We start from the raw sequence: 13,263 nt of genomic DNA, 5'->3' as shown, positions 1-13,263 counted from the left end.
CGTCATCCCCGCTCAAGCCGTCATCCCCGCGGAGTCGGGGATCCATATTGGCTGGCCGTGGAGGGGACTCGCGGGGGTAGCCAGTCTTGATCCCCGCCTGCGCGGGGATGACGAAGCTAGTTACGCCTCGACATGCTCCGGCGCATCTTCAAGCGCCGTGATGAACAGTTCGCACCACCACATCACGTCCTCCTTGCGGACGTTGTCGATCAGCTTCTCCCAGCGCGCCTTGCGCTCCGCGAGCGGCATCTTCAGCGCGCGTGCGATCGCGTCGGACATTTCCTCCGGGCTGTACGGATTGACCAGCACCGCATCCGACAGCTGCGCCGCCGCGCCCGCGAATTGCGACAGGATCAGCACGCCGGGATCCTCGGGATCCTGCGCCGCGACATATTCCTTCGCGACCAGGTTCATCCCGTCGCGAAGCGGCGTCACCAGCCCGACCCGCGCCGCGCGGTAGATTCCCGCCAGCACGTCGCGCGGAAAACCCTGGTTGACGTAGCGGATCGGCGTCCAGTCGATGTCCGAGAACTCGCCGTTGATCCGCCCCGACATCGAATCGAGGTTCGCGCGGATCTCCTGATAGGTGTCGACCTTCTCGCGCGAGGGCGGCGCGATCTGCAGCATGTAGACCAGCCCGCGGTGATCGGGATGCGACGCGAGGAACCGCTCATAGCCCGAGAAGCGCTCGGCCAGCCCCTTCGAATAATCGAGCCGGTCGACCCCGACGATCAGGCTGCGCCCGGTCGCCGACATGTACATCCGCTCCTTGGCGTGACGCGCGGTGTCGCTGCTCGCGGACTTCTCGAAATCCGCGGTCTCGATCCCGATCGGCGTGGTGATCGCCTTGATCGTCCGGTCGCCGACCGTCACCCAGCCATCCTCGCCGACCACGCCGTCAAGCTGGCTGGTGACGTAATGCAGGAAGCTGTCGAGCCAGTCCTGCGTCTGGAACCCGACCACGTCGTAGGCGAACATCGATTCGACAAGCGCGCGGTGGCTCGGCAGCGACAGCAGCATCGCCATCGGCGGCCAGGGGATATGCAGGAAGAAACCGATCTTGTTCTCGACCCCCAGCTTGCGCAGCTCGCGCCCCAGCGGCACGTGATGATAGTCGTGCACCCAGACGAGATCGTCGGGCTCGATCAGCGGCAGCACCGTCTCGGCAAAGCGCTTGTTCACCCGCGCATAGCCGCTGGAGAAATCGCGTTCGAACTCGGTCAGGTCGATCCGGTAATGGAACAGCGGCCACAAGGTCCGGTTCGCATAGCCGTTATAATATTCGTCGAAATCCTGTTCCTCCAGGTCGATCGTCGCGGTGGTGACGCCCTTGCCCTGCTGGAAGTTGATATGCCCGGTAAAGGTCTCGGTGGTCGCGCCCGACCAGCCGAACCAGACCCCGCCCTTTTCCCGCAGGGCGGCGAGCAGCGCGACCGCGAGGCCGCCCTGGTTGCCCGACGGCGCGTCGACCGATTGCACGCGATTCGAAATGACGACCAGGCGACTCATCGTACGGCGCTCCAGGGTTTGCTGAGGAGGACGGCGCAGTTGATCAGCCCCACCAGCGAATAGGTTTGCGGATAATTGCCCCACAGTTCGCCGGTATTGGGGTCGATATCCTCGGACAGCAGCCCCGCGGGCGTGCGCCGCGCGACCATCTCGGCGAACAGCGCGCACGCATCCGCGGTGCGGCCGGTCGCGTGCAGCGCCTCGATCAGCCAGAAGGTGCAGACGTTGAACGCGGTATGCGGCAGGCCGAAATCATCCTCGGTCGCATAGCGCAGCATGTGGCTGCCGCGCCGCAGGCCCTCTTCGACCGCTTTCAGCGTCGACTGGAAGCGTGGATCGTCGGGCGCGAAGAAACGCAGGTCGAGCAGCTGGATCAGGCTCGCATCGAGATCGTCGCCACCGAACGTCGCGGAGATGCGCTGAGTCTCCTCGCGCCAGGCCGAGGTCTCGATCGTCTTGCGGATCGTGTCCGCGCGCGCGTTCCAGAAGGTCCGGCGATCCTCGAGCCCGAGCACGCCCGCCGCATTGGCGAGCCGGTCGCACGCCGCCCAGCACATTGCCGCGGAATAGGTGTGGACATGCGCCTTGGTGCGCAGCTCCCACAGCCCCGCATCGGGCTTGTCATAGGTTTCCCAGGCGCGATCGCCGACGAGTTCGAGGCTCTTGAAATCCTCGTGGCTCGACATGCGGAACAGCCGCTGGTCGAAGAACGCCTGGACGTCGGACAGAATGATCTGGCCGTACGCATCGTGCTGGATCTGCTCATAGGCCTGGTTGCCGACGCGGACCGGGCCCATGCCGCGATAGCCCGGCAGCGCAGGCGCGACGCGTTCGACCAGGGTCGCCTCGCCGCCGACGCCGTAGAGCGGCTGGACATGCCCGCCCTTCGACGCATCGACGATGTTGCGCAGATATTCGAGATACCCCTCGAGCACGTCGAGCGCGCCGAGCCGGTTGAGCGCCTGCACCGTGTAATAGGCGTCGCGGATCCAGCAGTATCGGTAATCCCAGTTGCGCTCCGACCCCGCATGTTCGGGGATCGAGGTGGTGAGCGCGGCGACGATCGCGCCGGTCTCCTCGTGCTGGCACAGCTTCAGCGTGATCGCCGCGCGGATGACGACGTCCTGCCATTCGACCGGGGTCGCCAGGCCGCGCACCCAGTGGCGCCATTCGTCTTTGGTACGCGTCAGCATCGCCTCGGCCGCCTCGTGCAGCACGCCGGCAAAGCTCTCGTCGGGCCCCAGGAACAGGTGCATCGGCCGTTCGAGCCGGAACCAGCGCTCGCCGACGATATGCCCGACCGGCGCATCGGTGGTCAGCCGCAGCGTCTGGTCGTCCATCAGGAAGCGGATATGGTTCGACCCCTGCGTATGCGTGGTCGGCTGGCCCCAGTTGGTCGCGACGCGCAGGCGGATGCGGATCCGCGGGCTGCCTGCGACCGGCTTGACGATCCGCACGAAACTGGTCGGGCGATAGGTCCGCCCCTCGCGCACGAAGCGCGGGCAGAAATCGGTGACCTCGACCGCGTTGCCCGCCTCGTCCTCGTGCCGGGTGACCAGGATCGGGGTGTTGCGGATATAGGCCTGCGTCGTCTTCGCGCTGCCCTCGAGCTCGATCGCCCACAGCCCCGTCTCGGGTGCGTCGCCACCGAGCAGCGCGCAGAAGGCAGGGTCGCCGTCGACGCGGGGCACGCAGCCCCAGACGAACGTGCCGGTCCTGTCGATCAGCGCGGAGACCTGGCAATTGCCGATCGGCCACAGGTTCATGTCCGGCGTCGGGTTGCTGTCGAACGGGCGGGCGGCGAGCGGGGTAGCGGTCATCATGATTCCAATATGGCGGCAATCCAGCCGCGAAGGGCCGCGACATCGTCGAGGCGGTAGGTGGCGGCGGTAGGGCGTTCGGGGCCGATCAGGATCCCGGCGCCGCCCAGCGCGTGTGCGGCGACGAAACCATCCTCGTCGGTGACGTCGTCGCCGAAGAAGAAGGGGCGGCTGCCGACCAGCGCCGGTGCGGCGATCAGGTCGCGCAGCGCCGCGCCCTTGTCACCGGGGGTGCGCAGCTCGACCATCATCTTGCCGCGCTGGAGCGTCAGGCCGTGCGTGCGGGCAAGATCCTCGGCGAGGCTGACCGCATCCGCCTCGAACGCCGGCGCCATCCGGTAATGCAGCCCGGCGCCGAGCGATTTTGCCTCATAGACCAGCGCGTTCGCCTCGGCATAAGCGCGCAGCGCCTCCGCGGCGGTCTCGAGCGAGGCGGGGCGTTCGGCGGCGACATGGCCGTCCTCTGGCGTGCGCCGTTCCGCACCGTGACTGCCCGCGACCGCGAACCGGCGCGCATGCTGGCCGAGCATCGCGTCGAGCTGCGCGATCGACCGCCCGCTGATGATCGCGACGCGCGCCGGAAAGCGCACGGCGAGCCGGTCAAGCTGGTCGAGCAGGCCGGCATCGACGACCACCGCATCGGGGGTCGGGGCCAGATCGACCAGGGTGCCGTCAAAATCGAAGAACAGGCTGGCGTCGTCGCGGACGTGCGGCGGGGGTGCGAGGACTTCAGTCGCAGGCTGGCGTTCGGCAAGCATGGTCGTCTAACCCCCGGCTGTGACGCTCCGTTCCGCTGCAGTGCAAAATTGGAACGGGTGCGGTTCGATTGCCGTCATAGCAGGGGTTGGGCATCGGGGCGATGCTTCGGGGCCGTCACCAACCCAACCCCCACCCACAGCTCGCCCCGGTTGCGACAGGTTGCGACACGAAACCACTGGACGAGGGAAGGGGCATTGCGTCATGCCTGCCGCCCATGTCCCGCGTCCGAGCTTTCCTCCTCATGCCCGTCCTGCTCGCCGGCTGCTCGGTCGGGCCGGACTATCGTCCGAAGGCGGCGGCCGAGCTGGGGGTGCCAGACGCCTATTCCGTCACCCCCGCGACCAGCCCCGAGGACCTGACCCGCTGGTGGCAGCGGTTCGACGACCCCGTGCTCGGCCAGCTTGTCGAACAGGCGGCGGGGACCAATCTCGACATCGCGCAGAGCGTCGCCCGCCTCCGCCAGGCGCGCGAGAGCCTGGTCCAGAACCGCGCCTCGCTGCTCCCCACGCTCAGCGGCTCGGGCGGTTATCAGCGCAACGAGAATCTGCGCGGCGGCGGGCGGTCGTTCACGCTGCCCGACGGCACCGTCGTCGATACCGGCGGCGGCGGCACCAACAGCTTCACGCTGGGGGCAAGCGCCAGCTACCAGGTCGGCGTGTTCGGCGAGATCCGCCGCACGATCGAGGCGAGCCGCGCGGAGTACGCAGCCTCTGGCTACGACTATGCGACCGTGCTGATCTCGATCGAGAGCGAGGTCGCGCGCAATTACGTGCTCGCCCGGCTGTATCAGCAGCAGCTCGCCAACGCGCGCGCGTCGCTGACGATCCAGGACGACAATCTCGAGATCGCCGGGTTCCGCGTCCAGGCGGGGCTCGTCTCCAGCCTCGACCAGGAACAGGCGCGCGCGCAGCGGGCACAGACCGCGGCCACGATCCCGAGCCTCGATCAGCAATATGCCGCCGCGGTCGCGCGGATCGGCGTGCTGACCGGGCAGGCGCCGGGCGCGCTCCGGCCGCTGCTCGCGCCGGTCAAGCCGATCCCGGTCGGGCCGAAAGCGGTCGGCGTCGGCATTCCCGGTGACACGCTGCGCCAGCGTCCCGACATCCGCTCGGCGGAACGCGCGCTCGCCGCCGCCACCGCGCGGATCGGCGTGGCCAAGGCCCAGCTCTATCCCGCGCTCGCGATCACCGGCAACATCAACACCAACGCGACCTCGATCGGCAATATCGGCGATGCGATCACCGGCGGGCTGTTCGCGGGGCTGACCCAGGCGATCTTCAACGGCGGGCGCCTGCGCAGCCAGGTGCGGACCAGCGAGGCCGCCGCCGACGGCGCGCTGGCCTTCTACAAGTCGACCGTGCTGACCGCGCTCGAGGATGTCGAGAATGCGGTCGTCGCACTCCAGACCGCGCAGGAGCGCGAGCGGCAGTTCGCGATCGCGCTCGATGCCGCGAACAACTCCGCGATCCTCAGCCGCAGCCAGTATCGCACCGGGCTGACCGACTTCACCACGCTCAACCAGCAGGAGGTCGCGCTGCTGTCCGCGCGCAACGGCGCGACCCAGGCGCGCGCCGACGCCGCGACCGCGCTGGTCGCGCTCTATGCCGCGCTTGGCGGCGGCTGGGACGCGACCGTGATCCCGCAAGCGCCCATCTCCAATCCAGAGGCACGCTGATGGCCGACGCATCGATCGACGACTTTCTGGGCGTGAGGCCGCAGGCCCCCTGGAAACGCTACATCAAATGGGTCGCGATCGCGGTCGGCGTCGTGCTGCTCTGCCTGCTGCTCGCCAAGTGCTTCGGCGCGAAGGAGCAGACGCAATATTCGACCCAGGCGGCCGAGCGCGGCAACCTGACGGTGACGGTGTCCGCGACGGGCAAGCTCGCGCCGACCAACCAGGTGACGGTCGGGTCGCAGCTGTCGGGGCTGGTCACCAAGGTAGTCGCCGACGTCAACGACCGTGTCGTCGCGGGCCAGCCGCTCGCGCTGATCGATCCCGAACAGCTCGACGACCAGATCCGCCAGGGCAATGCACAGCTCGCCGCCAACCAGGCGCAGGTGAACCAGGCGCAGGCGACCGTCGCCGAATCGCGCGCACAGCTCAACCGGCTCGAGGAAGTCGCGCGGCTGTCGGGCGGGCGCGTGCCGTCCAAGACCGAGCTTCAGGCCGGCCGCGCCGATTATCAGCGTGCGCTCGCCGCGCAGAAGGTCGCCGAGGCCAATGTCGTCGCCAGCCGCGCCGCACTCGCGCAGAGCCAGACGCAGCGCGCGCGTGCGATCATCCGCTCGCCGGTGACCGGCGTCGTGCTCGCGCGGCAGATCGATCCCGGCCAGACCGTCGCGTCGTCGTTCAACACGCCGACGCTGTTCGTGATCGCCGAGGACCTGACCAAGATGAAGCTCGAGGTCGCGATCGACGAGGCCGACGTCGGCGAGGTCAAGATCGGCCAGCGCGCCAACTTCACCGTCGACGCCTTTCCCGGCAAGACCTTCCCCGCGACGATCACGCGTGTCGATCTCGGCTCGAACCTGACGGTCAGCTCGGCGACGTCGTCGAGTTCGAGCACCAGCACGACGACCACCACCGGCCAGGTCGTGTCCTACGCCGCCGACCTGACCGTGGCCAATCCGTCGCTCACGCTGCGCCCGGGGATGACCGCGACCGCCGATATCGTCACCTCGGACAAGCAGCGCGTGCTGCTCGTCCCCAACGCCGCATTGCGCTTCAAGCCGACCGCCGCGTCGGGCGATGCCGGCGGCGGGATCGCCGGCTCGCTGACCTTCCGCCCGCGGCGCGGCGGCGGGGCCGAACGCACCGCGACGCTCGGCCGCGGCGCGCAGCAGACCATCTATGTGAAGGGCGCCGACGGCACGCCGCAGCCGGTACAGATCACCACCGGCGACACCAATGGGACGATGACCGAGGTCCTGTCGGGCAATCTCCAGCCCGGTGCGCAGGTCATCACCGGCCAGCTTGCGAGCGGGTCGGACGAGACCAAGCGCGGCGGCGGTCGGCGCGGCGGCGGCGCGAGCAAGGGCGGGGGCGGTGGCCAGTAATCCGCCCCTGATCTCGCTGCGCGGCGTCACCAAGACGTACGGCGCGGGCGCGACGATGTTCCAGGCGCTGAAAGGCGTCGACCTCGACATTGCCGGCGGCGATTTCGTCGCGGTGATGGGGCCGTCGGGGTCGGGCAAGTCGACGACGATGAACATCCTCGGCTGTCTCGACGTGCCGAGTGCCGGCACCTTCCTTTTCCGCGGGCATCATGTCGAGACGCTCGACCGCGACCAGCGCGCGCTGCTCCGCCGCAAATATCTCGGCTTCGTGTTCCAGGGCTTCAACCTCCTCTCGCGCACCTCCGCGCTCGAGAATGTCGAGCTGCCGCTCCTGTACCGCGGCGACGAGAAGCGCGCGCGGCGCGCGGCGGCGATGGCGAGCCTCGACACGGTCGGGCTGGCGGACTGGTGGGACCACACCCCCGCCGAGCTGTCCGGCGGCCAGCAACAGCGCGTCGCGATCGCGCGCGCGCTGGTGACGAACCCCGACGTGCTGCTCGCCGACGAGCCGACCGGCAACCTCGACAGCGAACGCTCGGTCGAGATCATGCAGCTGCTGACCCGGCTCAACGCGGAGCAGAACATCACCGTCCTGATGGTCACCCACGAACCCGACATGGCCGCCTTCGCGCGTACCGTGGTGCACTTCAAGGACGGCTTGGTGGAACGCATCGAAAGCCGCCACGAGCAAGGCGAAAGGGTCGAGTCGTGATGGCCCGGACACCATCCACTCACGTCCCGACCCGACACCGTCATTCCCGCGCAGGCGGGAATCCAGACCGGCAACCGTCGCGGCAAGCCCGCCAGCCCTCGAGCATCTGGATCCCCGCCTGCGCGGGGATGACGGGTCTCTTTTGTCGGTCTTTGAGCCAGGTTCGACAGAACCCCGCAGGCGGGATGATCCGGTAATGTTCGGCACCACCCTCTCGCTCGCGCTGCGCTCGATCCGCCGCCACATCCTGCGGTCGTTCCTGACCATTCTCGGCATCGTCATCGGCGTCGGGGCGGTCGTGACGATGGTCACGCTCGGCAAGGCGACGACCGCGGCGGTACAGCAGTCGATTTCCGCGCTAGGCACCAATATCCTGCAGATCCGGCCGGGTCAGGGCTTCGGTCGTGGCGGCGGCGGACCGCGGCCGCCCGACTTCAAGCCCGAGGACGTCACCGCGGTCGCCAACCAGATCGCCGGCGTCACCGCGGTCGCACCCCAGGCGCAGGCGACCGCCACCGCGATCTATGAAGGCGCGAACTGGTCGACGACGATCAACGGCACCACCAGCGCCTATTTCCAGGTCCAGCCCTGGCCGCTCGCGACCGGGCGGATCTTCACGCCGGTCGAGGAAGCCTCGGGCAAGGCGGTGTGCATCATCGGCAATACCGTGCGCACCAACCTGTTCCGCGGCGGCGACGCGGTCGGCCTTCGCATGCGGATCGGCGCGATCAGCTGCGACGTGATCGGCGTGCTGTCGACGCGCGGGCAGGCGGGGTTCGGCGGCGATCAGGACGATGTGGTCATCATGCCGATCAAGGCGGTGCAGCGCCGCTTCACGGGCAATCGCGACATCCGGCTGATGCTGGTGGGCGTCGACCAGAAATTCTCGACCGCGACCGTGCAGGCGTCGATCACCGATCTGTTGCGCGAACGCCGGACGATCACCGCGGGCAAGGAGGATGACTTCAACATCTTCGACACCAAGCAGATTTCCGACACGCTGACCGGCACGACGACGTTGCTGACCGGCATCGTCGCGGCGGTCGCGGGGATCAGCCTGGTCGTCGGCGGGATCGGGATCATGAACATCATGCTGGTGTCGGTGACCGAACGCACGCGCGAGATCGGCATCCGGCTCGCGATCGGCGCGGTCGCGCGCGAGGTGCTGTTGCAGTTCCTCGTCGAGGCGATCGTGCTGTCGTGCCTGGGCGGGCTGATCGGGCTGGTGATCGCGCAGCTGGCGATCGCGATCATCGCGCCGCTGATCAAGGTCCAGTGGCTGTTCGTGCCCGAGATCAACCTGTTCGCGTTCGGCATCTCCGCGGTGATCGGCGTCGTCTTCGGCTATTTTCCCGCACGCCGCGCCGCCGCGATGAACCCTATCGACGCGTTAAGGCACGAGTGATCGCCGCGCGCGGGTCATGGACCAGCGCCTGCAGTCGCTCCAGATCCTCGGGCGTGTCGATGTCGATCAGCTCGGCCGGCGCGGTCACCACGTGCCGCCCCGCGCGCACCAGGTCGCGCGCGCCCGCATCGCCGTCGAGCGACAGCAGGAAGTCGAACCGGTCGCGGGCGAACAGGGCAGGGGGCGACGGCTTCACCCCATCGCTCGAAGCGACCACCGCGTCCGCGCTGTCGGCGGCGTCGAGCATCCGGTAGACATGCGCCGCGGTCACGCGCGGCATGTCGGCCAGCGCGATCAGCACCGCCTGCGCGCCGTCGTCCTTGGCGCGCTGCACGCCCAGCTTGACCGACTGCGCCATCCCCGCCGCGGGATCGTCGTTATGCACCACCGCATAGCCATGGCTCGCGAAATCGAGCGTGCAGCCATCGGTGACGACCAGCCGGTCGCGGAACGGGATCGCTTCGAACGCGGTGACGACGTGCAGCCCGACCGGCTTGTTGAGGAACGGCACCTCGAGCTTGTTCGGTATGCCGAACCGCTGCGATCGGCCCGCGGCGAGCAGGATGAGGACGACGTCTTCAGCGGCGATCATGGAACGCTCCGATCATGGCGGCGGCGACCGACAGCGCAATCTCGGACGGCCCGATCGCGCCGATGTCGATCCCGACGGGTGCGTCGATCCGTTCGATATTCTCAGGGCTGACCCCCGCCGCGGCGAGCCGTTCGCGCCGCGCCGCATGGCTCTTGCGGCTGCCGAGCGCACCGACATAGGCAGCATCGGTCGCAAGGGCAGCGATCAGCGCGGGGTCGTCGATCTTGATGTCGTGGCTCAGCGTCACGACCGCGGTCGACGGACCGGGGCGCAGCGCGGCGATCGCCTCGTCGGGCCAGCGATCGTCAAGCGTGACGCCGGGGAAGCGCTCGTCGGTCAGGAAGCGCGCGCGCGGATCGATCACGACCGTCGCGATCCCCAACTCGCGCGCGAGGCCGGCCAGCGCCTGCGCGATCTGCACCGCGCCGACGATCAGCAGGCGGCGCGGCGGATCATAGCGGTTGACGAACACCTCGCCCGTCTCCGCCGGTCGCGCATCGCTGTGCCCGGTGGCGAGGTCGGTGGTCACCGTCAGCGCATCGCCCTGGTCGCGCGCGTCGGCGATCCGGTCGAACAATTCGGGGTCGAAGCCCTCGGCGGACACCGGCTGGACCATCACCGCGATCTCGCCGCCGCAGGGCAGCCCGACTTCCCACGCGGCCGCATCCGCGACGCCGTAGTTCCGCACCTGGAACGGCGCGCCGGCGATCACGTCGGCGGCGGTGGCGAGGATATCGCTCTCGACGCAGCCGCCCGAGACGGAGCCCTCGAACCGGCCGTCCTCATGGACCAGCATGTGGCTCCCCTTGGGGCGCGGCGCGGAGCCCCAGGTCGAGACGACCGTGGCGATCGCCATCCTCTCGCCCTTCCAGGTCTTCGCCGCGGCAATCACGCTATCGTTTTCGGCCATGTCTTCTCTCTCTTCTCGTTCCTCCGCATCGGCGTGGGAACAGACTTTATACCGCGGGCAAGCCCTCGAGCAGCTTGTCGAGCGTCACCGGGAAATCGCGCACCCGCACACCGGTCGCATTGTAGATCGCGTTGGCAACCGCCGCGCCCGCACCCGAAATCCCGAGCTCGCCGACCCCCTTGGCGCCCGCAGGGTTCGCCGAATCGTCGATCTCCTCGATGAAATAGGCCTCGAGCTGCGGAATGTCGGCGTTCACCGCGACGTGATATTCGCCGAAATCGGGGTTCACGAACGCGCCGGTGCGCGTGTCGACGACGCCCTCCTCGGTCAGCGCATAGGCGATGCCCCAGGCCATGCCGCCGATGATCTGGCTGGTCGCGGTCTTGCGGTTGAGCACGCGGCCGACGTCGAACACGCCGAGCATCCGCCGCACGCGCACCTCGCCGCTGACCGCGTTGACCGCGACCTCGACGAAATGCGCGCCGTGGCTCGCCTGGCTGGTGCGCTTGCTTTCCTTGCCGGGGCCGGTCTTGCCGGTCGCGACGATCGGCGCCCCGCGCAGCAGGTCGGCAAGCTTGACCTGCCGCCCGCCCGCGCTGACGCAACCGTCCTTGAGGCTCAGTTCCTCGGGCGCCGCGTTCATCCGCAGCGCGAGCTCGGCCAGGATGTCCTCGCACGCCAGCACCACCGCGGACACCGCGCTCCCTGCACCGAACGATCCGCCCGACCCCGCGGTCGGCGGGAAGTCGGTATCGCCCAGCCGGACGTCGACATCCGCGACCGGCAGCCCGAGCATCTCGCCCGCGGCCTGTGCCAGGATCGTGTAGGTACCGGTGCCGATATCGGTCATGTCGCACTCGACCGCGGCGCGGCCGTCCGCCTCGAGCCGCACGCGCGCCTGCGCCTGGACCGTGAAATTGCCGCGCAGGCTGGCCGCCATGCCGATCCCGATCAGCCATTCGCCCTCGCGCACCGATGCGGGCGCGGGAACGGCTGCGGGCCAGCCGAACCGCTCCGCCCCTTGCGAGTAGCAGTCGAGCATGCGCCGCGTGGAGAAGGGCTTGCCGCTGCCCGGATCGCAGTCGGGCTCGTTGCGGCGGCGCAGCTCGATCGGGTCGATCCCGAGCTGGACCGCGAGCTCGTCCATCGCGCATTCGACGCCGAACGTGCCGACCGCCTCGCCCGGCGCGCGTACCGCGCCGCTCGCGGGCAGGTCGACGCGGACGAGGTCGGTCCTGAACCGCCGCGATTCGCCGCGATAGAGCGGGATCGTCCCGAACGGCACGGGTTCGAGGAACGGCGCGTCGTCATTCTGCGCGGCGACGCTCTCATGCCCCATGCCCTGGATCACGCCGCGTTCGTCCGCGGCGATGCGGATGCGCTGCGTCGTGTGCGAGCGGTGGTGGACGACATAGGCGGTCTGGCGCCGCGGCAGCGCGATCTTGACCGGGCGGCCGACCGCCTCCGCGGCGATCGCGGCGAGGATCGCCTCGGGGCCTACGCCGGTCTTGCCGCCAAAGCCGCCACCGACATAGGGCGCGAGCACGCGGACCTTGTCGGCATCGATCTTGAGCACCTTGGCGATCGTCTTGCGCGCGGCGCCGATCACCTGGTTGCTCGAGCGCACCGTCAGCCGGTCGTCGTCCCACCAGGCGGTGGTCGCATGCGGCTCGAGCGCGGCGGGGAAATGCACCGGTGTCGTATAGGTCGCATCGAGCGTCACGGGTGCGTCGCGCATCGCCGCATCGAGGTCGCCCATGTCGACCGGCGGCACGAAGCCGATCGCGGGATCGGTATCGACCGGCTGCGCCTCGACGTCGAACCGGTCCTCGCCCGCTTCGGTCTCGACACGGACCAAGGCCGCGGCATCGCGCGCGATCGCCTGGTCCTCGGCGACGACGATCGCGACGGGCTGGCCGAGATGGAGGATGACGTCGGTATCGAGCAGCGGCAGCGCGCTCGAATTGGATTCGCCCGCGGGCATGCGCGGATCGCCGTGGAGCACCGCGATCACGCCGGGCATCGCCTCGGCCGCACGCGCGTCGATGCTGAGGATCCGGCCGCTGCCGACCGGCGTACCGACGATCGCGGCATAGGCGACCCGCTCGGGCGTGCCCTCATAGGCATAATCGGCGACGCCGGTGACCTTCGCCGGCCCCTCGACCCGATCGATCCCGCGCCCGAGAACCCCCTGCGTCGCCCGGTCGAGCCCGGCCGGGCGGAAAGCGGCGTCCATTACGTGGTCGGTCATAGGCTCGTCCTCGGGTGTGGAGGGTCTGAGATAGGAGGGGCCGGGGTATTTGACGAGGGTGGCGGCGTGGTCTCAACGCCGCCCCAGCGCAGGCCGCAGCCACCCCCACCACCACCCCGGCGAAGGCCGGGGCCCAGTTGGGAAGGTCGTCGTGACGAAGGACGATCCGCTGCCAGGAAAGTCCCCCAACTGGGCCCCGGCCTTCGCCGGGGTGGTAGTAAGGAGGGTGGCGCCCACCTCCACCTGTT

The 13,263-nt window shown here is 69.0% G+C and carries 10 protein-coding genes; 4 read left to right on the top strand and 6 right to left on the bottom strand.

The window, feature by feature from the left end:
- Positions 1-120 precede the first annotated feature (120 nt).
- Genes J3A66_RS07425 through otsB form a run of 3 tightly spaced genes read right to left on the bottom strand, consistent with a single transcriptional unit; the run spans position 121 to position 4,087 of the window.
- A complete protein-coding gene (locus tag J3A66_RS07425; protein ID WP_031394052.1) occupies positions 121-1,509 on the bottom strand; it encodes a trehalose-6-phosphate synthase in 1,389 nt (462 codons plus the stop codon).
- Entirely contained in the window at positions 1,506-3,329 is a 1,824-nt protein-coding gene (locus J3A66_RS07420; RefSeq protein ID WP_245336727.1) for a glycoside hydrolase family 15 protein, read from the bottom strand. The genes J3A66_RS07425 and J3A66_RS07420 overlap by 4 nt, the downstream gene beginning before the upstream one ends.
- Positions 3,329-4,087, bottom strand: a complete 759-nt coding sequence (gene otsB, locus J3A66_RS07415; RefSeq protein WP_056405169.1) for a trehalose-phosphatase — start codon at positions 4,085-4,087, stop codon at positions 3,329-3,331. Before otsB ends, J3A66_RS07420 begins: the two co-directional genes overlap by 1 nt.
- 242 nt (positions 4,088-4,329) lie before the next feature.
- On the opposite strand from otsB, the gene J3A66_RS07410 reads away from it, so the two are divergent.
- From J3A66_RS07410 to J3A66_RS07395, 4 genes are all read left to right on the top strand, one after another.
- Complete coding sequence (locus J3A66_RS07410; RefSeq protein ID WP_245336726.1) at positions 4,330-5,763, top strand: efflux transporter outer membrane subunit; 1,434 nt, start codon at positions 4,330-4,332, stop codon at positions 5,761-5,763.
- Positions 5,763-7,145: an efflux RND transporter periplasmic adaptor subunit gene (locus J3A66_RS07405; protein WP_209568016.1), complete on the top strand. Its 1,383-nt coding sequence runs from the start codon at positions 5,763-5,765 to the stop codon at positions 7,143-7,145. The genes J3A66_RS07410 and J3A66_RS07405 overlap by 1 nt, the downstream gene beginning before the upstream one ends.
- A 55-nt stretch (positions 7,146-7,200) precedes the next feature.
- Entirely contained in the window at positions 7,201-7,857 is a 657-nt protein-coding gene (locus J3A66_RS07400; protein WP_081874217.1) for an ABC transporter ATP-binding protein, read from the top strand.
- Positions 7,858-8,053: 196 nt separating this feature from the next.
- Positions 8,054-9,262 carry an ABC transporter permease gene (locus J3A66_RS07395; RefSeq protein WP_031440131.1) on the top strand — a complete coding sequence of 403 codons (1,209 nt, stop codon included), beginning with the start codon at positions 8,054-8,056 and terminating at the stop codon, positions 9,260-9,262.
- Here the strand turns inward: J3A66_RS07395 and J3A66_RS07390 are convergent.
- The 3 genes from J3A66_RS07390 to J3A66_RS07380 are packed head-to-tail and all read right to left on the bottom strand — an operon-like array spanning position 9,237 to position 13,015.
- Complete coding sequence (locus J3A66_RS07390; protein ID WP_056405176.1) at positions 9,237-9,854, bottom strand: nucleotidyltransferase family protein; 618 nt, start codon at positions 9,852-9,854, stop codon at positions 9,237-9,239. The genes J3A66_RS07395 and J3A66_RS07390 overlap by 26 nt on opposite strands.
- Positions 9,841-10,764 carry an XdhC family protein gene (locus tag J3A66_RS07385; RefSeq protein WP_209568013.1) on the bottom strand — a complete coding sequence of 308 codons (924 nt, stop codon included), beginning with the start codon at positions 10,762-10,764 and terminating at the stop codon, positions 9,841-9,843. The genes J3A66_RS07390 and J3A66_RS07385 overlap by 14 nt, the downstream gene beginning before the upstream one ends.
- 46 nt (positions 10,765-10,810) lie before the next feature.
- On the bottom strand, positions 10,811-13,015 hold the full coding sequence (locus J3A66_RS07380) for a xanthine dehydrogenase family protein molybdopterin-binding subunit (RefSeq protein WP_209568011.1): 2,205 nt from the start codon (positions 13,013-13,015) through the stop codon (positions 10,811-10,813).
- Between the last annotated feature and the right edge of the window lie 248 nt (positions 13,016-13,263).

It is taken from the genome of Sphingomonas sp. PvP018 (assembly GCF_017876865.1).
Taxonomy (GTDB): domain Bacteria; phylum Pseudomonadota; class Alphaproteobacteria; order Sphingomonadales; family Sphingomonadaceae; genus Sphingomonas; species Sphingomonas aerolata.
The sequence above is the reverse complement of the archived record's forward strand: the minus strand, read 5'-3'. Positions and strand labels throughout refer to the sequence as shown.